We start from the raw sequence: 23642 nt of genomic DNA on the forward strand, positions 1-23642 counted from the left end.
GACTGACGACTATCTCGCGCCGGTCTTCATCAGGGCGGCGCGAGACGGCAGCAACTGGGCCATGAACGGCAGCAGGGCCGCGCCCACCGCCGGTCCGTCGGCCGAGGTGGCGGCCCGCTCGACCTTGGCCAGGGCCGGCACGTCCGCGATCCCGGCCAGCCGGGCGTTGACCGCGGCCACCAGGCGATCGATCAGGTCGTCGGGGAGGCGGCCGCCGACATAGATGGCTTCGGGATTGACCACGCAGCTGATCGCCACGAACGGCTGGACCAGCAGCTCGGCGCTCAGCGCGATCCAGTCCTCGACCAGGGCCTGGCCCTGCGGCGTCAGGTCGGTCAGCTGGTCGGGGCGGGTCACCACGATCCCGCCCGCCTCCAGGTGGGCGTAGAGCGCCGACAGAGACACCACTTCCTGCAGCGAGCGGGCCTTGGTCTTGGGCGAGCTGACCGGCAGGAAGCCGATCTCGCCGCTGCGGCCCTGGGCCCCGCGGAAATAGTCGCCCTCGACCACCAGGCCGCCGCCCAGGCCCGACGAGACCAGGACATAGAAGAAGCTGGGCCGGCGCAGGCCGTGCCCGAACTGCAGCTCGCCCAGGGCGGCGGCGGCGGCGTCGTTCTCCAGGAACACCGGCAGGGGCAGGATGTCGGCCATCAGCTTGCCGATGTCGGCGGTGCTCCAGACGTCGTAGTTCTCGGGCCGATGCGGCAGGTCCACCCGGCCCAGGTCGTCGGGCAGGGCCACGCCGATCCCCGACAGGCGCGGCGGCTGGCCCTTCCACGCGGCCAGCATCTTGCGGATCTGGGTCTTGCAGAACTTGGCCACGTCGGCGGGCAGCGGGAATTCGATCTCCTGGCTGGCCCGGGCCCGCACGGCGCCCAGCAGGTCCAGCATGACGATCGTGATGTGGTCGCGGTCGATATTGACGCCGATCGACAGGCAGCCGTCGGGGTTTATCGTCAGGTTCATGGCCGGCTGGCCGCGCGCGCCCTGCACGCGTCCGGCTTCCAGGATCAGGCCGTCGTCCAGCAGGCGCTTGGTGATGTTGGCCACGGCGGGCGGCGTCAGGCCGCTGATCTGGGCCAGGGTCACGCGGGTGATCGGGCCGTTGACCCGGATGGCCTGCAGGATGACCCGCTGATTGTGGTCGCCGACCCGCTCGAGATTGGCGCCCGACAGGCTGGCGCCGGCGGTGCGCTTCCGGTTCGATTTCCGCGAGACTTCCAAGGACGGCATTCGACAACCTTCGGCCAGAGGCCCTAGTAGCATCGCGGCGCGGGTGGTGGCGATAGCGGCGCCGATATCCGCGAATTATTTAAATTGCTTTCTTTATTCGAGGCTGCTGACTATGAGGCAAGCTGGAAGCGCGCCGAGGCGCGCGTACAAGAAAAGCGGCGAATGGGCGGCTGGAGGACTGCGGGTTTGATTCAGGTTGGCGTGGATTTTGGCGGCACGAAGATCGAGGCCGCCGCCCTGTCGCCGGACGGTCGGTTCCTGGCCCGCGTACGCGCCCCCAATCCCGGATCCTACGACGCCGCCATCGCCACGGTCCGCGACCTGATCGGCCAGGCCGAGCAACTGGCCGGCGGTCGCGGCACGATCGGCGTCGGCGCGCCCGGCTCGGTGTCGCCGCGCAACGGCGTGATGCGCAACGCCAACTCCACCTGGCTGAACGGCCGCCGGTTCCGCGAGGACCTGGAAGCGGGCCTGGGTCGCTCGGTGCGTCTAGCCAACGACGCCAACTGCCTGGCCTTGTCCGAGGCCGTCGACGGCGCGGCGGCGGGCCTGGCCGGGGTCTTCGCGGTGATCATCGGCACCGGCTGCGGCGGCGGCCTGGCGATCGACGGCAAGCTGGTCGAGGGCGCCAACGGCGTGGCCGGCGAGTGGGGCCACACGCCCCTGCCCTGGCCCAATCCGGAAGAATCGCCGGGCCCGGCCTGCTGGTGCGGCCGTCACGGCTGCCTGGAGACCTGGATTTCCGGCACCGGTTTCCGCCGCGACCACGCCGAACGCACCGGCCAAGCCCTGACCGGCGAAGAGATCATCGCCGCCGCTCGGGCCGGCGGCGCCGAGGCCCAAGCCAGCTTCGACCGCTATCTCGACCGTCTGGGCCGCGGCCTGGCGGTGATCTGCGACATCGTCGATCCGGACGCTTTCGTGTTTGGCGGCGGGCTGTCGAACGTCGACGAGCTGTACGAGCGCCTGCCGGCCTTCATCGAGCCGCACGTGTTCTCCGACGGCTGGCGGGCGCGGCTGGCCCCGGCCAAGTGGGGCGATTCCTCGGGCGTGCGCGGCGCCGCCCGCCTCTGGACCCCGGCCGAGGCCGCCGGCCATGCCGCGGCCTGACCGCCGCACCTTCGCCCCCCTGGTCCTCTGGACCGCCCTGCTGGCCTTCGGGTCGGCGGAAACCGCCTTCGCCGATGACCGCGTCGACGTCACGGTCACCGGAGGGACGATCCGGGGCGAGGCGCGGGGCGTCGGCGCGGTGTTTCGCGGCCTGCCCTTCGCCGCGCCGCCGGTCGGTGATCGGCGCTGGAAAGCGCCGGCGGCCGCCCAGCCCTGGACCGGAGCCCGCGACGCGACGGTGTCGGGCGCGCCCTGCCTGCAACGCTCCTATGGCTGGAACGCCAGGGACGCCGCCGACAGCCGCGAGGACTGCCTCTATCTCGACATCCGCACCCCGGCGCTGAAGCCCGCCGCGCCGCTGCCGGTGATGGTCTGGATCCATGGCGGGGCCAACCGGGCCGGGTCGGCGCGGGGCACGGTCGAGTCCAGCCTGGTCGAGCAGGGCGTGGTGCTGGTCTCGATCCAGTACCGCCTGGGCGCCTTCGGCTTCCTGTCGCATCCCGGCCTGACCGCCGAGGGCGGCGGCGCGTCCGGCAACTACGCCCTGATGGACCAGATCGCCGCCCTGCGCTGGGTGCGCGACAACGTCGCCCGGTTCGGCGGCGACCCCGGCAACGTGACGATCTTCGGCCATTCGGCCGGGGGCCAGGACGTGGGCCTGCTGATGCTGGCGCCCGAGGCGCGCGGCCTGTTCCACAAGGCCATCGAGCAGAGCGGCACGGCGGGTTTCGGCCTGCCGCCGCGATCCTTGGCGCGGAACGAAAAGCTGGGCGAGGACCTGGCGCGGGCGCTGGGCGTCAAGGACCTGGCCGGGCTTCGCGCGGCGACCGGTCCGGCCGTGCTCGACGCCGCCGACGGCCTGAAGCCGCCGATCGCGGACGACGGCTTCATCTGGCTGCAGGCGGTGGTCGACGGGGCGGTGATCCGCGAGGCGCCCGCCAAGGCCCTGGCCGCCGGTCGCCAGGCCCGGGTGCCGCTGATCATCGGCAACAGCGCCAACGAGCTGTCGCTCCATGGTGGGGCGGCCAACGCCCGGAGCTGGATCAACGCCGAGTACGGCCCCGGCGCGGGTCGCGCCCTGGCGCTCTATGGGATCAAGGACGGGGAGACGGTCTCCGACCAGACCGCCGACCAGATCGCCGCCGACACCGGCTTTCGCTGCCCGGCGATCTGGGTCGCCGCGCGCCAGGTCGAGACCGGCGCACCCGTCTGGCGCTATGAACTGAAGGCCGCCGCGCCAGGGTCGGGACCCGTGCGCCACGGCTCGGAGCTGGCGTTCGTGTTCGACACGCCGCCGGCCGGAGCCACTCCGTACACCTGGTCGGGCCTGCAAGCCTATTGGGCCAATTTCGCGCGCACCGGCAATCCGAACGGGGCCGGATCGATACCCTGGCCGACCGCCGGCGCGATGGGGGTCGTCCAGGATTTCACCCCGTCGGGCGCCTTCCCGTCTCGAGGCGGCCACGAGGCGCTCTGTCGCCTGCTGCCGCGACCCTGACGCCGACCTGACACTGATAAGCGGCCCGCAGAGGCCGTCCACCGAGGAGGAAACATGATGCGCCACCAGATCCGCCGGATTTCACGCCTGTCGCTGTTGGCCTCCTGCGCCCTGCTGGTCGCGGTGTCGGCCAGCGCCCAATCCGTTTACGGACCTTACAACGCCGACCTGCCGCGTGGCGGCGACGGCCTGGTCAAGCCGCTGGCGGGAAGCCCGCTGCCGGCGCAAGGGCCATGGTCGCTGCAAGGCTGGATCTCGCCGGCGACCGCACCCGCCGGGCGGGTCGTGGTGGCGGGGATCGGTGACCCGACGAGCGGCGGCCGTTTCATCGTGCTCGACCACGGAGCGCCGGCCGTCTCGATCGGCGCCGCGACCGTGAAGGGTTCGAGCGTGCTGAAGCCGGGCGTCTGGGCCCACGTCGCGGCGGTGTCGGACGGGACGAACGTCACGCTCTATGTCGACGGGGCCAAGGTCGGGGAGGGAGCGGCGACGCTGGTCGCTCCGGCCACGACCGTGCAACTGGGCCCGCGCAAGCCGGCCGGAACCGCGCCGTTCGGCGGCCGGGTCGCCGGCTTCACCGCTCAGGCGGGCGCCTTGACGCCGGCCGAGCTCAAGGCCCTGGCGACGGCCAAGCCCGACCCGGCGCTGACGGTGTACGAACCCGGCAGCCCGACCTGGCCGGTGCAGGTGCGTCAGATGTACGGCCAGGTCACGCCGCAGGACGCCTGGACACGGCCCAAGAGCAAGGCCGCCTTCTCCAAGCCGGTCGCCGTCCCGCCCTATGCCGGCCCGGCCCTGGTCGCCGCCCCCGCCACGGAAGGCGCCGAGGCCTGGACCCTGAAGCGCTGGTCGCTGGTCGAGGCGCCGAAAATCACCGCCCCGAAAAATGGGAATCCCGGGACAGCGCTGTCCAAGCCTGGCTACGACGCCAAGGCCTGGTACGCGGCCACCGTGCCCGGCACCGTGCTGACCACCCTGGTCGATCGCGGCGTCTATCCGGACCCGGACTATGCGCTGAACAACACCGCCATCCCCGAGAGCCTGAACAAGCAGGACTACTGGTACCGCAGCGAGTTCATCGCGCCCAAAAGCGAGGATAGCGGCCAGGACGGCCGCCATCAGCAGCTGATCTTCAAGGGGATCAACTACGCCGCCGAGATCTGGCTGAACGGCGAGAAGCTGGGCGACCTGAAGGGCGCGTTCGTCCGCGGCCAGTTCGATGTCACCGGCAAGCTGAAGCCGGGCCTCGCCAACGCCGTCGCCGTCAAGGTTTCGCCGCCGCCGCATCCGGGCCTGGCCCATGAGGAGTCGCTGACCGCCGGGGTCGGCGAGAACGGCGGCATGCAGGCCTTGGACGGACCGACCTTCATCGCCAGCGAGGGTTGGGACTGGATCCCCAGCGTCCGTGACCGCAACACCGGCCTGTGGCAGGACGTGGTGCTGCGCTCGACCGGCCCGGTGCGGATCGGCGACAGCCATGTGGTCACCACGCTTCCGAAAGCCGACAACAGCGTCGCCGAGGTCGAGATCACCGTGCCGGTCGAGAACCTGACCGACGCGTCCGTTCAAACCGTCGTGCGCGCCGCCTTCGACACCGTCGCCGTCGAGAAGACCGTCACCGTGGCGCCTGGCCAGGCCGCGGTGGTGTTCAGGCCCGCCGACTTCCCGCAGCTGTCGGTGCAGAATCCCAAGCTCTGGTGGCCCAACGGCTACGGCGCCCAGACGCTGTACGGCCTGCGCCTGATCGCCTCGGTCGACGGCAAGGTCAGTGACCAGAGGGACAGCCGCATCGGGCTGCGCCAGATGACCTACGAGCTGTCGCTGATGGACAGCCACGGCGACCTGCGCCGGGTCGAGGTCGACTACTCCAGGGCCCGCCAGCTGGGCCAGGACGTCACCGACGGCAGCCACGAGGGAATCCGCAAGGTCGCCGACGGCTGGGCCACCTCGCTGACCAAGGTCGGCGAGACCTCGCCGGCGGTGAGGGACGTGCCCGACACCGGCCTGACGCCCTACCTTGTCCTCAAGGTCAACGGCGTGAAGATCGCCGCGCGCGGCGGCAACTGGGGCACGGACGACTGGCGCAAGCGTGTCTCCCGCGAGCGGCTGGAGCCCTATTTCCGGCTGCACAAGGACGCCCACCTCAACACCATCCGCAACTGGGTGGGGCAGAACACCGAGGACGTCTTCTACGACCTGGCTGACGAGTACGGCCTGCTGGTGCTGAACGACTTCTGGGCCTCGACCCAGGACTACCAGCTGGAGCCGCAGGACGTGCCGCTGTTCCTGAAGAACGCCACCGACGTCATCAGCCGCTATCGCAACCACCCCTCGATCGCCCTGTGGTTCGGCCGCAACGAGGGCGTGCCGCAGCCGATCCTCAACGAGGGGCTGGAGGCGCTGGTCCACGACCTGGACGGCACCCGCTGGTACACCGGCAGCTCCAACCGGGTGAACCTGCAGAACAGCGGACCCTACAACTACCGCGAGCCCGAGACCTATTTCACCGAGCACGCCAAGGGCTTCTCGGTCGAGGTCGGCACGCCGTCGTTCCCGACCCTGGAGGCGTTCGAAGCCGCCGTTCCCGCTCCCGATCGCTGGCCGATCAGCGACGTCTGGGCCTATCACGACTGGCATCCCACCGGGAACGGCGCGACCAAGACCTTCATCGACGCCATGACCGCCAAGCTGGGCGCGCCCACCAGCCTCGAGGACTTCGAGCGCAAGGCCCAGCTGATGAACTACGAGACGCACCGGGCGATCTTCGAGGGCATGAACCAGGAGCTGTGGACCAGGTCGTCGGGCCGCCTGCTGTGGATGACTCAGCCCGCCTGGCCCTCGACCATGTGGCAGATCCTCAGCCACGACTACGACACCCACGCCTCGTACTACGGGACCCAGAAGGGCTCGGAGATCGTCCACGTCCAGATGAGCCAGCCCGACCACCGGCTGGCCCTGGTCAACAACGGCCTGACACCGATCACCGGGGCGACGCTTCGGGCCCGGGTCGTGGCGTTGGACGGCAAGGTCCTGGCCAATCGGTCCTCGCGGATCGACGCGGCCGCCAACAGCACGGCCCTGGGCGAGATGCTGGACCTGCCGCTGGACCAAGGCGCGGTGGTGGTGCGGCTGGACCTGACCGCCGCCGACGGGACGCTGTTGTCGAGCAACCTCTACTGGGCGGCCAGGGACGCCGAGGGCGAGCGCAAGCTGTCGGCGATGGCGGCCCAGCCGGTGTCGATCGCGGCGGCCTCGTCCGCCTCGGGCGCGGAGACCGTGGTCACGGTGATCCTGGCCAACACCGGTTCGGCCCCGGCGCTGAACGGCAAGCTGACCCTGGTCGACGCCAAGGGCGCACGGATCCTGCCGGCCTACTACGCCGACAACTACGTCTCGCTTCTGCCCGGCGAGCGGCGGACGGTGGAGATTCGCTATCCGGGCGCGGCGAGGGGCGGCGCCAAGGTCGAGCTGCGCGGCTGGAACGTGACCCCGGCCAAGGCGGAGGTGCGCTGATGCTGGATCGTCGCGCCCTGCTGACGGCCGGTCTCGGCGCGGTCCCCGGCCTCGCCCTGGCCCAGACCACTGTCCCGCCCCAGTGGCCCTCGGAGGAGGAGCGGCTGCGCACCGACTGGCCGTTCCTGCAGCGCTACGCCGCCGAGAACGCCGCCGACCGCGACCTGCCGCCCGAGCGGCGGCGGGTGGTGTTCATCGGCGACTCGATCACCCAGGGCTGGCGCGACTTTCATCCGGCCTTCTTCGCCGACAACGGCCTGCTGGGGCGGGGCATCGGCGGTCAGGTGACGGCCCAGATGCTGGTGCGGTTCTGGCCGGACGTGGTCGCGCTGAAGCCGGCGGCCGTGCACATCCTGGCGGGGGTCAACGACATCGCCCAGAACGCCGGGCCCTACGATCCGGCCGCCACCCAGGCCAACCTGCAGGCCATGACGACGCTGGCCCAGGCCGGCGGAATCGCCGTGATCCTGGCCACGGTCACGCCAGTCGCGGAATTTCCCTGGAAACCTGGCCTGGGCCCTACGGCCAAGGTCAGAACCCTGAACGCCTGGCTGCGCGCCTACGCGGCCGAACGCGGCGCGGTGCTGGCCGACTACACCCAGGTGCTGGACGACGGGGCGGGCGGCATGAAGCCGGGCCTGGCCTATGACGGGGTCCACCCCACCCGCGAAGGCTACGCCGCGATGGAGCCCGTGGCCCTGGCGGCGATCGGTTCAGCCCTCGCCCGAAAGTGACCGCGAGAACGACGCCGGGCGTGACCTGAAAGCCGCATAACGAAAATCGATTTCGAAATATCCCGTCCAAAGTTGACAGCGCTGTCGGTTGTCCATAGGTTGAAGCTACCGGCACTCCAAAAAAAGCCGGAACTCCACGGGAGGATGCGCACGCATCCCTCAAACTTCCGCGTCTTGGCTCGTTCGGCTCCGCTGATCGAGACTGAGAACTGCTGCCGCACATCAGGGGAATGCATAATGACCACAACGTCTTATCGATCACGCACGGCTCTGCTCGGGGCCGCCTCGGCCATGGTGCTGCTGAGCGCCAGCCAGGCCCTCGCCCAGGCCGCGCCAGCTCAAAACGACCAACCATCTGAGGTTGACGCCGTCGTCGTCACCGGCTTCCGCGCCTCGCTGGCCAACGCGCTGACTCTCAAGAAGAACTCGGACCAGATCATCGAGTCGATCACCGCCGAGGACATGGGCAAGTTCCCCGACCAGAACATCGCCGAGTCGCTGCAACGCCTGCCCGGCGTGCAGATCGACCGCGAGAACGGCCAGGGCACCAAGGTCCGCATCCGGGGCCTGGACCAGAACGTCACGCTGCTGAACAGCGACACGTTCCTGTCGGGGCTGGAAGCCTTCCGCCTGGGCGAGGGCAACGCCAAGCAGACCAACTCGCTGGAGGGCATCCCCTCCAACCTGCTGGCGGGCGTGGACGTCATCAAGTCGCCGCAGGCCGACCAGATCGAAGGCGCCCTAGGCGGCACGGTCAACCTGAAGACCCGCAACGCGCTGGACATGGCCAACGACCTGACCCTGGCGCTCGACGTCGCCGGCAACAAGGGTTCGACGAAGGGCAAGCTCAAGCCGAACCTGTCGGCGGTGATCGGCTACAAGTTCTCCGACAGCTTCGGTCTGCTGGGCAGCTTCACCTACGACGAAAGCTCGATCGACACCGAGGTGCTCAGCGGCGAGAACCGCGGCGGCTGGGCCTATCTGAACCGGCCCACCGCGACCGGCAACAACCAGGTCCAGACGGGCACGACCAACATCTGGTCGCCGGAATACCGCTACAGCAACAACCGCCACCAGGAGCGCAAGCGCACCGCCTTCTCGCTGAACGCCGACTGGGACATCTCGGACACGGTGACCCTGCGAGCGGACTGGTTCCACTCCGACCTGAAGATCTTCACCGGCGAGCACTCGCTGAAGTGGGCCTACGCCAACGAAAACGCGATGTATAATTCGCAGGGGCTGACCAAGAGCAGCGACAACGTCCTGCAGTCGGGCTTCGTGACCGCCAACTCGTCGGAAGGCGACACCTTCGCCAAGAACGCCAAGGCCAAGACCGACAACGTGCAGCTGGCGCTCGACTGGAAGGGCACCGAGCGCCTGAGCGGCAAGGTCCGCGCCGCCTGGTCCAAGACCGACTACAAGTCCACCTCGGGCCAAGTCGACACGCGCTACACGCAGTACACGGTGCGTGACGGGATCGCGGGCTTCGCCCCGAACTCGACCGCCCCGCTGACGGCGACCTACGGCTTCACCAACGGCGCCTATCCGATGTTCACGCCGGCGGCCAACCTGGCCACCGCCATGACCACGCCCAGCTCGGTGTTCTTCAAGTCGCACTGGGCGTTCGGCGACAAGTCCAAGCTGGACGACAAGGCCATCACCGGCGACCTCAGCTGGCGTCCCGAGTTCGGCGAGGGCGCCAACATGGTGCTGACCGGCGGCCTGCGCTATTCGGAAAACAAGGTCGACTCCGACTATGGCCGCTACCTGGCCGACTACTCCGCCAAGGGCGAACTGCCGGCCAGCGCCCAGGGCACGACCGACCACGGCGTCTTCGTGGACTGGACCCCGCTGGGCTACTTCCAAGACGGCTCGATCGGCCTGAAGAAGTGCGACATCGCCTTCTACGGCTGCAGCCGCTTTGGCGACTCGCCCGCCGTGGTCACGCCCTACCAGACCGCCGCCTCGGCCCCGGGTCGCGCGGTCACCGACAACGTCCACGGCGTGAACGCGATCTTCCAGGACTACGCGCAGATGAAAGACCCGGTGGCATGGCTGCAGGCGCTGTATCCGTCGACCAAGCTCGGCTTCTATCGCGACCCGATCGAGTCCTTCAAAATCAAGGACGCGACGACGTCGGGCTATGTGATGGCCGACCTGGGTGATGACGGCTACCACATCAACGCCGGCGTCCGCGTGGTGCACACCAAGCTGACCATCGACTCGTCCAACACGCCGGTGACCCCGCTGTGGTGGGGCACCGACAGCTGGAACGGGATCCTGAAGAACCCGGATTCGGCCCGCACGGTGCGCGAGTACACCGACGTCCTGCCCAGCATCAACGCGGTGTTCAACATCAACGAGAACGACAAGGTCCGGGCGACCGGCGCCCGCGTCGTCGCCGCCCAGAACCTGTTCGACCTGGGCCAGGGCGCGTCTTATAACTTCACCCGTTCGTCCACCCCGGGGCCGAACCTCGACAAGTTCCTCTACACCAACGGCAGCGGCGGCAACCCCAACCTCGACCCGTTCCGCGCGTCGCAGTTCGACCTGGCCTGGGAGCACTATTTCGGCAGCCAGGGCCTGGTCTCGGCCGGCGTGTTCTACAAGACCGTCGACTCGTTCATCGTCTCCAACACCTTCCCGGTGACGGTGAAGGACCAGTCGGTGGCGGGCGCTTCGACCGGCACGTTCACCTCGGTGGTCAACGGCGAGGGCGGCGAGATCAAGGGGCTGGAGGCTCAGGCGCAGTACGCGTTCGAGAACGGTCTGGGCTTCACGGCCAACTACACCTACTCGGACTCCAAGTCGCCCTACGCCAACGACTTCTCCGACAACCTGCCGATCCCGGGCGTCTCCAAGAACGCCTTCAACGTCCAGGGCTATTTCGAGCGGGGTCCGTTCTCGACCCGCCTGTCCTATGCCTGGCGTGACAAGGCCTATCAGGGCAACTACGGCTTCGGCTCCGGCGCGGACGTCCACAACCTGGGCATCTACAACGAAGCCTACGGCCAGCTGGACGGCCAGGTGGCCTACGACATCACCCAGGACCTGAAGGTGACGCTGGAGGCTTCCAACCTGACCAAGGAAGACAGCAAGAGCTACCTGCAGTTCTCCGACCTGCCCCTGCGTTTCGTGTCGGGCGACCGGCGCGTCTCGTTCGGTCTGCGCTACCGCTTCGGCCGCTAGGGCCCAGGCGTGGGATGGCCATGGCTCCTGGCGAGCCATGGCCATTTTCCTTGAGCATCGCCGTCGCCGGGCGGAGGATCGGTCGCACGATCCCTGGGCGACGAGCTGTTACTAGGCCGGAAGGAACGGCGACATGTCGGATAACGACTGGATCCAGAACATCGTCATCGTCGGGGGCGGAAGCGCCGGATGGATGACCGCCGCGGCCCTGGCCCGGGGCCTGGATCGCCGCTACCGGATCCAGGTGGTCGAGTCCCAGGACATCGGGGTGGTCGGCGTCGGCGAGGCGACGATCCCGCCGATCCGCCTGTTCAACGCCATGTTGGGCCTGGACGAGGCCGAGTTCATGCGCGAGACCCAGGCGACCTACAAGCTGGGCATCGAGTTCCGCGACTGGGGCGGCCTTGGCCAGTCCTATTTCCACCCGTTCGGCGTCTACGGCCTCAACGCCGAGATGGGCCATTTCTTCCAGTACTGGCTGAAGCTGAACCAGGAGGGCGCCCAAGACGGGGGAAGCCTTGCCCTGGCCGACTATTCGCTGTGCGCCCAGGCCGCCAAGGCCGGCCGGTTCGATCGCCAGAGCGACGATCCGCGCGACCCGATGGCGACCTTCGGCTTCGCCTATCACTTCGACACCATCCTCTACGGCCAGTACCTGCGCCGCTTCGCCCAGGGCCTGGGCGTCGTCCGGACCGAGGGCGAGGTCGTCCAGGTCGACCAGGATTCCGAAACCGGGTTCGTCACGGCCCTGCGGCTGAAGTCCGGCGCCAGCGTCGAGGGCGACCTGTTCATCGACTGCACAGGTTTCCGGGGCCTGCTGATCGAGCAGACGCTGAAGGCCGGCTATGACGACTGGTCGTCCTACCTGCCGATGGACCGCGCCGCCGCCGTGCCCTGCGCCCTGCGCGGCCCCCTGTCGCCGTACACCACCTCGACGGCCCGCGAGGCCGGCTGGCAGTGGCGCATCCCGCTGCAGCACCGGGTGGGCAACGGCTATGTCTATTCCAGCCGCTTCATCTCGGACGACGACGCCGTCGCGATGCTGATGGGCAATCTCGAAAGCGAGCCCCTGGCCGACGCCCGCCTGCTGAGGTTCGCCACCGGCCGTCGCCGCAAGATGTGGGACAAGAACGTCGTCGCCATCGGGCTATCCAGCGGGTTCATGGAGCCGCTGGAGTCCACCAGCATCCATCTGATCCAGGCCAGCATCAACAAGCTGCTGCAGCACTTCCCCGACCGCCGGTTCTCGCCCGCCAACCGCGAGGTCTACAACCGGCGCATCGCGACCGACATGGAGACGATCCGCGACTTCCTGATCCTGCACTACAAAGCCACCGCCCGCGACGACGCGGCCCTGTGGTCCTACACGCGCCAGATGCCGATCCCGGACTCGCTGGCCGAGCGGATCGAACTGTTCCGCGAGCGCGGCCAGCTGGTCATCCATCCCGACGAGATGTTCACCCCGACCTCCTGGCTGGCCGTGCTGCTGGGGCAGGGCGTCCAGCCGCAAGGCTATACGCCGCTGGTGGCGGACCAGGACAGCCGGGCGATCGCCGACGGTTTCCGCAACATGAAGGCGCTGATCGCCCGTCGCGTCGACGCCATGCCCAGCCACGCCGACTACATGAAGCGCCACGGCATGTGGGCCGCCGAGGCCATGGTGGCCTGAAGCCTCGCGGCGACGGGCCTCGATCCGACATCCAGGGCGGCTCGACAAGGTACCGCTATCAAATATCTGGACAGCGCTGTCAATCCATGGTGCAGTCAGGACCGTCAAAGAGGGGCGTCAGCCCCCGCTTCAGGGAAGGGAACACCCACACCGCGTCCGCGCGCCGATAGCGGCGAGCGGCGTCCACGAAATTCCGATCCGTCCCGTTCCAGCGCCGATCCGTCGGCGGGGACGACGCGCCTTCGTCAGACCCCTCCGACGGCGGCGTGACTGGATCCCCTTCATCGGGGGCTCTCCAAACTCCGGCGCGACGATGTTCTCCCCGTCGCGCCGGTTTTTTGCCGCGCAATGTCCGCCCGCGCTCCGTCGCCAGGGCCGCTTCTCGAAGGTGTTGAATGACCATAGCCTCCCGCCGCCTTCTGATTTCGGCCCTTGTCGCCTCGACCAGCATGGTCTGCCTGGCGGGCGCGCCGGCCCTTGCTCAGTCGGCGGCCCAATCAAGCCAAGACCAGGCGACCATCGCCCATCCGGCCCAATGGCCCGCGGCGGCCAGCCCGGCGGCGATCACCGACGCCAAGACCGAGGCCTTCATCACCCAGTTGATGGCCAAGATGAGCGTCGAGGAGAAGGTCGGCCAAACCATCCAGGGCGACATCGCCTCGATGACCCCGGCCGATCTCGAGAAGTATCCGCTGGGCTCGATCCTGGCCGGCGGCAACTCCGCGCCGGGCGGCAACGATCGCGCCCCGCCCAAGGCCTGGATCGACCTGGTCGACGCCTATCGCAAGGAGGCCCTGGCCGCGCGGCCGGGCCACACCCCGATCCCGATCATGTTCGGCATCGACGCCGTGCACGGCCACAACAACATCGTCGGGGCCACGATCTTCCCGCACAATATCGGCCTGGGCGCCGCGCGCGACCCGGCCCTGATCCGCCGCATCGGCCAGGCCACCGGCGAAGAGGTGGCCGTGGTCGGCGGCGACTGGACCTTCGGCCCCACCGTGGCCGTGCCCCGCGACGACCGCTGGGGCCGCAGCTACGAGGGCTATGCCGAGGACCCCGAGGTCGTGAAGTCCTATTCGGGCCCGATGACCTTGGGCCTGCAGGGCGAACTGAAGCCCGGCCAGACCCTTGGCGCCGGTCACATCGCCGGCTCGGCCAAGCACTTCCTGGCTGACGGCGGCACCGACGGCGGTCAGGATCAGGGCGACGCCAGGATCTCCGAGACCGAGCTGGTGGCGATCCACGCCCAGGGCTATCCGCCCAGCATCGACGCCGGCATCCTGACGGTGATGGCCTCGTTCTCCAGCTGGAACGGCCAGAAGATCACCGGCAACAAGACCCTGATCACCGACGTGCTGAAGGGGCGGATGGGCTTCCAGGGCTTCGTGGTCAGCGACTGGAACGCCCACGGACAGCTTGCGGGCTGCACCAACGTCAGCTGCCCGCAGGCGATGAACGCCGGGCTCGACATGTACATGGCGCCCGACAGCTGGAAGGGGCTCTACGACAACACCCTGGCCCAGATGAAGGCGGGCGAGATCCCGATGGCGCGGCTGGACGACGCGGTGCGCCGCATCCTGCGGGTCAAGGTCAAGACCGGTCTGTTCGAGCGCGTCGCGCCGACCGTCCAGGGCAAGCTGGACCGTCTGGGCGCGGACGAACACCGCGCGATCGCCCGCGAGGCGGTGGCCAAGTCGCTGGTGCTGCTGAAGAATGACGGCGTGCTGCCGGTCAAGCCGGGCGCCAGGGTGCTGGTCGCCGGCGCCGCCGACGACATCGGCAAGGCCTCCGGCGGCTGGACCCTGACCTGGCAGGGCACGGGCAACAAGAACAGCGACTTCCCGCACGGCCAGTCGATCTGGGGCGGGATCGAGCAGGCGGTGAAGGCCTCCGGCGGCCAGGCCGAGCTGGCTCCCGACGGCGCGTTCAAGACCAAGCCCGACGTCGCCATCGTGGTGTTCGGCGAGGACCCCTATGCCGAGTTCCAGGGCGATGTCGCCAACCTCGGCTACCAACTGGGCGACAAGACCGACCTGGCCCTGCTCAAGAAGCTGAAGGCGCAGGGCATCCCCGTGGTGTCGGTGTTCCTGTCGGGCCGCCCCCTCTGGGTGAACCCCGAGATCAACGCCTCGGACGCGTTCGTGGCGGCCTGGCTGCCGGGCAGCGAGGGCGGCGGCGTGGCCGATGTCCTAGTGGCGGGCAAGGACGGCAAGTCCAAGCGCGACTTCCAGGGCAAGCTGGGCTTCTCCTGGCCCAAGCGCGCCGATCAGGGCCCGCTGAACCGCGGTCAGCCCGGCTACGACCCGCAGTTCGCCTACGGCTACGGCCTGTCCTACGCCAAGGGCGGCCAGGTGGGCGCCCTGCCGGAGGACGCGGGCAATGTCGCCGCCGCCGGCAGCGTCGATCGCTACTTCGTGGATGGTCGCCTGCCCGCGCCGTGGCGGATGGACTTCCTGGGGGCGGGCTCGATCAAGACGATCGACGCCGGGGCCCAGGAGAACGCCCGCCAGGCGACCTGGACGGGCCAGGGAACGCTGGCCGTCCACGGTCCTGCGGTCGACCTGTCGCGCCAGACCACCGGCGACATGGCGGTGATGGTCCGTTATCGGATCGACGCCGCGCCGACCGCTCCGGTGTCGATGGGCATCGGCTGCAGCGACGACGCCTCGTGCGGCGGGACGGTGGACGTCTCCGGCCTGCTCAAGGACGCCAAGCCCGGCGAGTGGCGCAGCGCCAAGATCAAACTGTCCTGCTTCCAGGCGGCCGGCGCGAAGATGGACCATGTCACCGCGCCGTTCGCGGTCAGCACCGGCGGACCGTTCTCGCTGTCGCTGACCGAGGTGCGGCTGGCCTCCAACGAGGGCGACGCGATCTGCCCGAAATAGGTTCGGACCAGGCTTAGGGAGACCAGGCCCAAACCGGGGTCTGGTTCGGCGCGGGCGGGCTTGGCTATAGTCACGCCATGTCCCGCACCACTCCCGCCACCCTCGCCCTGACCAAGGCCGGGGTCGATTTCACGGTCCACGCCTACGACTACGATCCGGACGCCGACAGCATCGGCTTGGCCGCCGCCGCCGCGTTGGGCGAGGATCCTGGCCGGGTGCTCAAGACCCTGATGGCCCTGGTCGACGGCAAGCCGGTGCTGGTCATCGTCCCGTCCGACCGGGAGGTGGCGATGAAGAAGCTGGCGGCGGCGGTCGGCGGCAAGTCGGCCCAGATGATGAAGCCCGCCGACGCCGAGCGGATCAGCGGCTACAAGGTCGGCGGCATCAGCCCGTTCGGCCAGAGGAAGCCCCTGCCGGCGGTGATCGAGGCCGACGCCCTGGCCCACGATCGCGTCTACATCAATGGCGGCCAGCGGGGCCTGCAGGTCCGGCTGGGCCCGAACGCGGCCAAGGCGGTGCTGAAGGCCGTGGCGGCGCAGGTCTCGTCCTAGGCCCGATACCGCATCGCCACGTCGCAGCGCTCATACCGCGCGCCGAACAGCGCCATGATCTCGGCGTCGTGCTGGAAGCCCAGCTTTTCGTAGAGATGGATCGCCGGCCCGCATTTCCTGTTGGTCAGCAGGTAGAGCCGGTCGGCCACGCCCATCGCCTTGGCCCGCTCGATCGACGCCGCCAGCAGGAACTCGCCGACCTTGCGGCCGCGCGCGGCCTCCAGCACGCCCATCTTGGTCAGCTCGAACCAGCCGTCCTTCATCTTCATGATGGCGCAGGTTCCCACCACGCCGAGGTCGAGGGTCTCCGCGAACAGCACCGCCCCGCCCTTGTCGACGATCAGCTCGCGCGGGTTCTCCAGCAGCGTGACGTCGTTCTCCTCGAGGGCGAACATCTGCGAGATCCAGGCGGCGTTGATGTCGTAAAACGCCTGGGCCAGGTCGTCGGTGAAATCGCGGATCGTCATGTCGGGCGTCATCACCCGGTCGACCAGCGAGCGGCGATCCAGTTCGGCTTCGATCATCGCGATCTCCTTCAGAAGGGCGGCATGGCGGCCGCCGCACAGCGACACGGCCGCGGCCTCGACCTTGGGCCACAGGTCGCGTTCCAGCCGGTCCATCAGCGCCACGCCGTCGGGGCTCAGCGACAGCAGCTTCTGGCGCTGGTCACGGCCTTCGCGGCTGACGTCGATCAGGCCCTGCTCGATCAGGGCCTGGATGGCGCGGGTGGCGGTCGGCTGGCTGAGCCGCAGGTGCAGGGCGACGCCGCCCACGGTCTGCGGCCCCTGCTGGCGCAGCACGGCCAGGAACTGCTGCTGGGCCGGCTGGATTGGCAGGTCCATGGCCTGGAGCGTGGCGGCCGCATCGGTCTGCAGCCGGTCGGCCAGGCGTTTCATCCGGCTGCCCAGGAAGGTCACGCCCAGGTCGGCGAGGGTGTCGGGGGTCATGATCAGGCTCTCGGGATCACAAACATGTCGGTATATATACATAGCTATGTATTGGTTTTGGCAAGGGCGAAATGCGCGCCTTTCGCCCGATGACATGACGCGTACGGCGTTCGCCGAACCGTGTCCTGACGGCAACAAGGTGAACGCCAAGTCGCCTCCAGCGTCGCGACGACCTTGTCCGTGACCGGGGATCATGAGATCAGCGTTTCCCGATCCACGCTCTGGAAGAAGCCGCCGCCGCATGACCTTGAACGCCGCCCAGCCATACAAGCCACCGATCCCGGTGCGATGGCGCGCGTCGTGCGAGCCGCGCCCGCTTCGTCTCCAACACAACCGCTAGCGACGGCCGCCCCGGCTGTCGCCGGGAGCTATCGATGACCACCCTCGTTCTGGCCAAGGCGACCGAGTCCGCCTCGCCCCTGCTGCGCCTGATCGCGCCCGCCTATGCGGACGTGCTGGCCGCGCTGTGGCCCGCGCCGCACACCCCGTTCCTCACCGCCCCGACGGCGCGACGACACCTGATCTGCCTGATGCTGGCGACAGAGGCCGACGGCCGCGCGTCGACCGACGTCGACCTGCTGCTGGACGCGCCGCTGCGCAAGGCGGTGCGCCTGGTGCTCGATCCGGCTCCGGAGGGGCTGGCCCGGGCGCTGGAGCGGCTGGGCGAGATCGCCTGGGCGCCGGAGGACTACCGCGTCCTGGTCGCCCTGCTGGGCGATCCGAAACCGGCCAAGACCCTGCGCCACGCCGACCGGATCGACCCGTTGCAGGTGCGGACCCTGGGCGCTCTGCCGCGTCCGCTGCGCGACGCCGGCGGGGTGGCCGTGCGGGTCAGCGCCGCCCAGGCCAAGCTGCTGGCCGAGGCCCACGCCCTGCTCAGCCGGCGTTTGCCGGAGGCCGTTCTGGCCGAGCGGGTCGCGGTTTGGACGCGGGCGCCCAACGCCAGGGCGCTGTTCAACCTGGTGGCCGACGACTTCCGCCGCGACCTGCCCAAGCCACCTCATCCGGGTACGGATCGTCTGAAGCCGCTGGAGACAGTGGCGGCCATCCGCGACGCCGCGCGGCGCTACCGCAACTGCCTGGCCGGCTATGTCGACTCAGCGGTCGACCATCGGTGCGCGATCTACGAGTGGCTGCCGGCCCCGGGGGCGGTGATCGAGCTAACGCCCGACAGCTATTTCGGCTGGCGGCTGGACCAGGCGCGGCTGGAGAACAACAAGTCGGTCGACGAGGCCACCCGCGCGGCGATCGTCGAGGAACTGCGCGGCATGGACATCCATGTCGGCCGCAGCGCCTGGCAGATCCGCCACGCCCTGGAACGTGCGGGGTCGCCGAACTTCGAGCTGGAGTCGGAGGACGCCGCGATCGCGGACTACTTCACGGACGATTAGCGCGTTTCCGTCGCGACGACGCCACCAGAGGTGGCGTGACGCCGATATGCGACTTAAGCTCCATCTATTCAGGACTCACGAAGGAGAGAGCGATGGTCGGGACTAGCCGACGAGCAACTCTCGGCGGGCTCGCCGCCATCTCCCTGCTTCCCGACGCCGTTCAGTCGGCGCCGGCGACTCGACTGCGCAAGATCGCGACCGAGGAGGCGTTCACGATCCCCGAGTTCGTGGAGCCCATGCGGGCTGTGCTCGCCAAGGGCGGCCCGAGCCTCGACCTGCCGTTGCTGAAGCTGCTCTACGAGCCGCGCCCGCCCAACGCGCCAGCGCCGCCGGCCGGAAGCCGCGACGCCAGCGCGCTTCAGCTGCTTCCCAAACTGTTGGACATCGGCGCGGCCAGGCTGGCCGAAATGGACGCCAGCGGCGTTGACATGCACATCCTTTCAATCGCTATGCCCGGGCCGCAGATGTTCGAGCCCGCCGAGGCGACGACCCTGGCGCGCGTCGCCAATGATCGCCTGCGGGCCGCCATGGATGCGCATCCGGCGCGGTTCGCGGGCTTGGCCTGCTTCGCGCCGCAGGATCCATCGGCCGCCGCGAAGGAGATGGAGCGCGCGATCACCGCCCTGAAGCTCAACGGCTTCATCATCAACTCGCATACGGACAACCTCTATCTGGACGACGAGCGCTTCGCGCCGATCCTGGAAGCCGCTCAAGCGCTGGACGCGCCGCTTTACATCCATCCCCGGGCGCCGTCCGACGGGATGGCTGCGCCCTTTCGGGACTACCGCCTGGAAGGCGCGACCTGGGGCTACGGGGTGGAGGTGGCTACGCACGTTCTCAGGCTCATGATGAGCGGTACGCTGGACCGCTTTCCGAAGCTCAAGATCGTGATCGGCCATATGGGCGAGGCCTTGCCCTTCTGGCTCTGGAGGCTCGACTTCATGGCGCAGCCAGGGTCACGGGCCGGTCGAAAGAACAGGCTGACGCCGAGTGAATACATGGCCCGAAACATCTGGATCACGACGAGCGGCGTCGAGGACCCGGCCGCCCTGCGATTCTGCATCGACAAGCTGGGCGCGGACCGGATCATGTGGGCGATCGATCACCCCTTCCAGCCCACGCCGCCCGCCGTGCGTTTCATCGAAACCGCGCCTCTGAGCGATTCCGAAAGAGCGCGCGTCGCGCACCGGAACGCCGAGATCGTGTTCAAACTCGATCCCGCGTAACCGGCGGCTGTCGCTTCGTTAAACGTCCACCTCGGCGTCCAGGGCATTTTCCTGGATGAACTCGCGGCGGGGTTCGACCAGGTCGCCCATCAGACGGCTGAACATGTCGTCGGCGTCGTCGGCGTGGTTGACGCGGACCTGCAGCAGGGTGCGGGCCTCGACGTCCAGGGTGGTCTCCCACAGCTGGTCGGGGTTCATCTCGCCCAGGCCCTTGTAGCGCTGGATCGACAGGCCCTTGCGGCCGGCGTCCAGCACCGCGCCCAGCAGGTCGAGCGGACCGCGCACGGTGGTCGACTTGTCCTTGCGGCGGAAGATCGCCGCGCCGGAGAAGATGTCGCCCAGGGCGCCGGCCCGTTCGGCCAGGCGGCGGGCGTCGGCGGCGTGCAGCAGGCCGTCGTCCAGCACCACGCTTTCGGTGACGCCGCGACGGATGCGCTTGAACACGTAGGCGGTGTCGCCGCGCTCGCCCGACCACGGGCCGTCGCCTTCTTCCGCATAGAGATCAAGACGCTTGGCGGCGGCGGCGATGTCCGGCTTGTCGCCGAGCAGGCCGGCCAGGGCCCCCTGTTCGACGGCGAAGGCCGGGGCGCGGGCGGCCAGGCGGTCGATGTTGCCCTTGGCCTGGCGGCAGAGCTGGACCAGGGCCAGCAGGTCCTGGCCGGTCCGGCGCTCGCCCGACGGCAGGTCCAGCTCGGCGCCTTCGACGCCTTCGTCGACCAGGAAGGCGTCCATCTCGCTGTCGTCCTTCAGATAGCGCGACGACTTGCCCTTGGCGGCTTTGTAGAGCGGCGGCTGGGCGATGTAGATGTAGCCGCGCTCGATCAGCTCCGGCATCTGACGATAGAAGAAGGTCAGCAGCAGGGTGCGGATGTGGGCGCCGTCGACGTCGGCGTCGGTCATCAGCACGATCTTGTGGTAGCGCACCTTGTCCGGGTTGAAGTCGTCGCGGCCGATGCCGGCGCCCAGCGCCGTGATCAGCGTGCCGATTTGGTCGGACGACAGCATCTTGTCGAAGCGCGCCCGCTCGACGTTCAGGATCTTGCCGCGCAGGGGCAGGACGGCCTGGTTGTCGCGGTTGCGGGCCTGCTTGGCCGAGCCGCCGGCCGAGTCGCCCTCGACGATGAAGATCTCGGACTTGGCCGGATCGCGCTCGGAGCAGTCGGCCAGTTTGCCGGGCAGGCTGGTGATGTCGAGCGCGCTCTTGCGCCGGGTCAGTTCGCGGGCCTTGCGGGCCGCTTCACGGGCGGCGGCGGCCTCGGCGATCTTGGAGACGATGGCCTTGGCCTCGTTCGGATGCTCCTCGAACCAGGTCGACAGGCCTTCCTGCACCAGGCTTTCGACGGCCGGGCGCACTTCGGACGAGACCAGCTTGTCCTTGGTCTGCGAGCTGAACTTGGGGTCCGGCACCTTGACCGACAGCACGCAGGTCAGGCCTTCGCGGGCGTCCTCGCCCCCGACGCTGACCTTTTCCTTCTTGGTGATGCCCGAGCTCTCGGCATAGCCGGTGATGATCCGGGTCAGAGCGCCCCGGAACGCCGACAAGTGCGTGCCGCCATCCCGCTGGGGGATGTTGTTGGTGAAGCACAGCATGTGCTCGTGGTAGCTGTCGTTCCACCACAGGGCCAGGTCGACCTCGACCTTGTCCTTGCGGCCGCGAATGACGATCGGCGTCTTCAGCAGCGGGGTCTTGGCCTTGTCGAGGTGGCGCACGAAGGCCTCGATGCCGCCCTCGTAGTGCAGCTTTTCTTCCCAAGGCTCGGCGTCGCGCAGGTCGCGGAAATAGATCGTCACGCCGGAGTTCAGGAAGGCCAGCTCGCGCAGGCGGTGCTCCAGGGTCTTCCGGTCGAATTCGATGAAGGCGAAGGTTTCCAGCGACGGGAAGAAGGTCACTTCCGTGCCCGTCAGGGTCTCGCCGGCCTTGGGGCCGTCGGCGCGGACGGGCGAATCGCCGGTCTGGGCCAGCGAGGTCACCGCGTCGCCGCGCTCGAAGCGCATCTGGTAGCTGTGGCCGTTGCGGTGGATCTTCAGCTCCAGCCAGTCGCTGAGCGCGTTGACCACCGAGACGCCCACGCCGTGCAGGCCGCCCGAGACCTTGTAGCTGTTCTGGTCGAACTTACCGCCGGCGTGCAGCTGGGTCATGATGACCTCGGCCGCGCTGACGCCTTCGCCCTCGTGGATGTCGACCGGGATGCCGCGGCCGTCGTCGGTGACCGTCACCGAGCCGTCGGCGTTGAGGATCACCTCCACCTTGGTGGCGTGGCCGGCCAGGGCTTCGTCGATGGCGTTGTCGACCACCTCGTAGACCATGTGGTGCAGGCCCGAGCCGTCATCGGTGTCGCCGATGTACATGCCGGGGCGCTTGCGCACCGCGTCCAGGCCCTTGAGCACCTTGATGGAGTCGGCGCTGTATTCGCCGGTCATCACTTCAGGGGCCGACATTTCCGAACCGTCCGCGGTCGTCAGGCGATCGGTGTTGGCGTCGGCTTCAGGGCCTTTGGTCTCTTCGGTCATACGTCTTCCAATGCGGTCAGGCCGAGTTCGCTGACGCGAACGCCGAGAGCCCGACCTTTCAGGTGGTCGAACAGCGATTGGTCCGTGCCTGTGAGAAAGGCCTGGAGTCCGAGCGCCGTGATTTCGTCGGCCAATGCGGCCCGCCTTTTCAGGTCGAGATGCGCGGCGACTTCGTCGAGCAACAATATAGGATTCGGCGCGTCTTTCGCACGCGAAAGTCGCGCCGCCTGGGCCAAAACCAGGTTCAGAATCAGCGCTTTCTGTTCCCCGGTCGAACATTCCGCGGCAGGACGGTCCTTGTCGACGTGATGGATGGCCAGATCGCCCCGGTGAGGACCGGTCAGAGCCCGTCCGGCGGCCCCGTCGCGAGGCCGGGCGGCGGCCAGGGCGGCGGCGAGTCGGACCTCGATTTCGGCGGTTTCGACGCCCTCCAGGGCCATCTTCTCCCACTCGCCGGTCAGGGCCAGGCGAGCGCGGGGGAAGGGGCGGTCGCCTCGACTGTCGATCTCGGCCTGCAGGGCCAGCAGCGTGCGGGCCCGGGCCCCGGCCATCAGGGCGCCGGCCTGGCCCAGCCGGGCCTCCAGGGCGGTGAGCCAGACGGCGTCGGCCGGCTGGCCGCTCTCGGCGGCGTCGGTCAGCAGGCGCATGCGTTCACGCTGGGCCTTGTCGTAGGCGTTGGCGTGGCGGGCGTGGTCGGGCTCGCCGGCGAACACCAGACGGTCGAAGAACTTGCGCCTTTCGCCGGCGGCTTCGAGGAACAGCCGGTCCTGGGCCGGGGTCAGCCAGATGGGGCGGACGTGGTCGGCCAGGCGGCCGGGCGGCACGGTCTCGCCCTCGATGCGGACGATGCGGCGGGCGGCGCCGGCCAGCTCGACGCCGGTGCCCAGGCGGACGGGCTCGTCCTCGCCCGCTTCGGTTTCAGTCGCGACGGCCCAGGCGCGACCGGTCGCCTCGCCAGGCAGGCGGCGGCCCACCTCGGTCAGGCTGGACCCGCGCAGGCCCTTGCCCGGCGACAACAGGCTGATGGCCTCCAGCAGGTTGGTCTTGCCGGCCCCGTTGGCCCCGAACAGATAGACGCTGGCCCCATCCGGACGCAGGGTCGCCCGCTCGTACGAGCGAAAGTCGGTCAGGGTCAGCGAAAGAAGGGCGGCGCGGCTCACCGGGGGGTTCTAGCCTATTCGC

The 23642-nt window shown here is 69.0% G+C and carries 14 protein-coding genes; 10 read left to right on the top strand and 4 right to left on the bottom strand.

Features of this window, described 5'->3' with window-relative positions; all coding sequences use genetic code 11:
• Window positions 1–9: 9 nt before the first annotated feature.
• On the bottom strand, window positions 10–1233 hold the full coding sequence (locus AC1DYP_RS15405; protein WP_477047064.1) for an ROK family transcriptional regulator: 1224 nt from the start codon (window positions 1231–1233) through the stop codon (window positions 10–12).
• 186 nt (window positions 1234–1419) lie between these two features.
• Here AC1DYP_RS15405 and AC1DYP_RS15410 point away from each other — a divergent pair, with 186 nt between their 5' ends.
• From AC1DYP_RS15410 to ybaK, 8 genes are all read left to right on the top strand, one after another.
• A complete protein-coding gene (locus tag AC1DYP_RS15410; RefSeq protein WP_477047065.1) occupies window positions 1420–2343 on the top strand; it encodes an ROK family protein in 924 nt (307 codons plus the stop codon).
• Window positions 2330–3841 (top strand): carboxylesterase/lipase family protein, encoded by a 1512-nt coding sequence (locus AC1DYP_RS15415; protein ID WP_477047066.1) that lies wholly within the window; start codon window positions 2330–2332, stop codon window positions 3839–3841. The genes AC1DYP_RS15410 and AC1DYP_RS15415 overlap by 14 nt, the downstream gene beginning before the upstream one ends.
• Window positions 3842–3898: 57 nt before the next feature.
• Window positions 3899–7354 (top strand): glycosyl hydrolase 2 galactose-binding domain-containing protein, encoded by a 3456-nt coding sequence (locus AC1DYP_RS15420; RefSeq protein WP_477047067.1) that lies wholly within the window; start codon window positions 3899–3901, stop codon window positions 7352–7354.
• A complete protein-coding gene (locus tag AC1DYP_RS15425; RefSeq protein WP_477047068.1) occupies window positions 7354–8088 on the top strand; it encodes an SGNH/GDSL hydrolase family protein in 735 nt (244 codons plus the stop codon). Before AC1DYP_RS15420 ends, AC1DYP_RS15425 begins: the two co-directional genes overlap by 1 nt.
• Before the next feature lie 237 nt (window positions 8089–8325).
• Window positions 8326–11277 carry a TonB-dependent receptor gene (locus AC1DYP_RS15430; RefSeq protein WP_477047069.1) on the top strand — a complete coding sequence of 984 codons (2952 nt, stop codon included), beginning with the start codon at window positions 8326–8328 and terminating at the stop codon, window positions 11275–11277.
• A gap of 133 nt (window positions 11278–11410) precedes the next feature.
• Window positions 11411–12946 (top strand): tryptophan halogenase family protein, encoded by a 1536-nt coding sequence (locus AC1DYP_RS15435; RefSeq protein WP_477047070.1) that lies wholly within the window; start codon window positions 11411–11413, stop codon window positions 12944–12946.
• A 395-nt stretch (window positions 12947–13341) separates the two neighbouring features.
• Window positions 13342–15834: a glycoside hydrolase family 3 protein gene (locus tag AC1DYP_RS15440; RefSeq protein ID WP_477047071.1), complete on the top strand. Its 2493-nt coding sequence runs from the start codon at window positions 13342–13344 to the stop codon at window positions 15832–15834.
• Window positions 15835–15911: 77 nt separating this feature from the next.
• Complete coding sequence (gene ybaK, locus AC1DYP_RS15445; protein ID WP_477047072.1) at window positions 15912–16385, top strand: Cys-tRNA(Pro) deacylase; 474 nt, start codon at window positions 15912–15914, stop codon at window positions 16383–16385.
• On the opposite strand, the gene AC1DYP_RS15450 is transcribed toward ybaK, so the two are convergent.
• Window positions 16382–17332: a bifunctional helix-turn-helix transcriptional regulator/GNAT family N-acetyltransferase gene (locus AC1DYP_RS15450; RefSeq protein ID WP_477047073.1), complete on the bottom strand. Its 951-nt coding sequence runs from the start codon at window positions 17330–17332 to the stop codon at window positions 16382–16384. The two genes, ybaK and AC1DYP_RS15450, sit on opposite strands and share 4 nt — an antisense overlap.
• 374 nt (window positions 17333–17706) lie before the next feature.
• On the opposite strand from AC1DYP_RS15450, the gene AC1DYP_RS15455 reads away from it, so the two are divergent.
• Both AC1DYP_RS15455 and AC1DYP_RS15460 read left to right on the top strand, forming a co-directional pair.
• Window positions 17707–18723 (top strand): hypothetical protein, encoded by a 1017-nt coding sequence (locus tag AC1DYP_RS15455; protein WP_477047074.1) that lies wholly within the window; start codon window positions 17707–17709, stop codon window positions 18721–18723.
• Between the two features lie 92 nt (window positions 18724–18815).
• Window positions 18816–19949, top strand: coding sequence for an amidohydrolase family protein (locus AC1DYP_RS15460; RefSeq protein WP_477047075.1), 1134 nt, complete (start codon window positions 18816–18818; stop codon window positions 19947–19949).
• 18 nt (window positions 19950–19967) lie between these two features.
• On the opposite strand, the gene gyrB is transcribed toward AC1DYP_RS15460, so the two are convergent.
• Both gyrB and recF read right to left on the bottom strand, forming a co-directional pair.
• Window positions 19968–22460 (bottom strand): DNA topoisomerase (ATP-hydrolyzing) subunit B, encoded by a 2493-nt coding sequence (gene gyrB / locus AC1DYP_RS15465; RefSeq protein WP_477047076.1) that lies wholly within the window; start codon window positions 22458–22460, stop codon window positions 19968–19970.
• Window positions 22457–23620, bottom strand: coding sequence for a DNA replication/repair protein RecF (gene recF, locus AC1DYP_RS15470; RefSeq protein ID WP_477047077.1), 1164 nt, complete (start codon window positions 23618–23620; stop codon window positions 22457–22459). Before recF ends, gyrB begins: the two co-directional genes overlap by 4 nt.
• Window positions 23621–23642 lie beyond the last annotated feature (22 nt).

The sequence above is a fragment of the Caulobacter sp. P1_D6 genome, assembly GCF_056406095.1.

What these genes read in the sequence shown, in the direction of transcription:
- AC1DYP_RS15405 (WP_477047064.1), bottom strand. Translation starts at nt 1,233, where the DNA reads ATGCCGTCCTTGGAAGTCTCGCGGAAATCGAACCGGAAGCGCACCGCC.
- AC1DYP_RS15415 (WP_477047066.1), top strand. Translation starts at nt 2,330, where the DNA reads ATGCCGCGGCCTGACCGCCGCACCTTCGCCCCCCTGGTCCTCTGGACC.
- AC1DYP_RS15420 (WP_477047067.1), top strand. Translation starts at nt 3,899, where the DNA reads ATGCGCCACCAGATCCGCCGGATTTCACGCCTGTCGCTGTTGGCCTCC.
- AC1DYP_RS15425 (WP_477047068.1), top strand. Translation starts at nt 7,354, where the DNA reads ATGCTGGATCGTCGCGCCCTGCTGACGGCCGGTCTCGGCGCGGTCCCC.
- AC1DYP_RS15430 (WP_477047069.1), top strand. Translation starts at nt 8,326, where the DNA reads ATGACCACAACGTCTTATCGATCACGCACGGCTCTGCTCGGGGCCGCC.
- AC1DYP_RS15435 (WP_477047070.1), top strand. Translation starts at nt 11,411, where the DNA reads ATGTCGGATAACGACTGGATCCAGAACATCGTCATCGTCGGGGGCGGA.
- AC1DYP_RS15440 (WP_477047071.1), top strand. Translation starts at nt 13,342, where the DNA reads ATGACCATAGCCTCCCGCCGCCTTCTGATTTCGGCCCTTGTCGCCTCG.
- ybaK (WP_477047072.1), top strand. Translation starts at nt 15,912, where the DNA reads ATGTCCCGCACCACTCCCGCCACCCTCGCCCTGACCAAGGCCGGGGTC.
- AC1DYP_RS15450 (WP_477047073.1), bottom strand. Translation starts at nt 17,332, where the DNA reads ATGACCCCCGACACCCTCGCCGACCTGGGCGTGACCTTCCTGGGCAGC.
- AC1DYP_RS15455 (WP_477047074.1), top strand. Translation starts at nt 17,707, where the DNA reads ATGACCACCCTCGTTCTGGCCAAGGCGACCGAGTCCGCCTCGCCCCTG.
- AC1DYP_RS15460 (WP_477047075.1), top strand. Translation starts at nt 18,816, where the DNA reads ATGGTCGGGACTAGCCGACGAGCAACTCTCGGCGGGCTCGCCGCCATC.
- gyrB (WP_477047076.1), bottom strand. Translation starts at nt 22,460, where the DNA reads ATGACCGAAGAGACCAAAGGCCCTGAAGCCGACGCCAACACCGATCGC.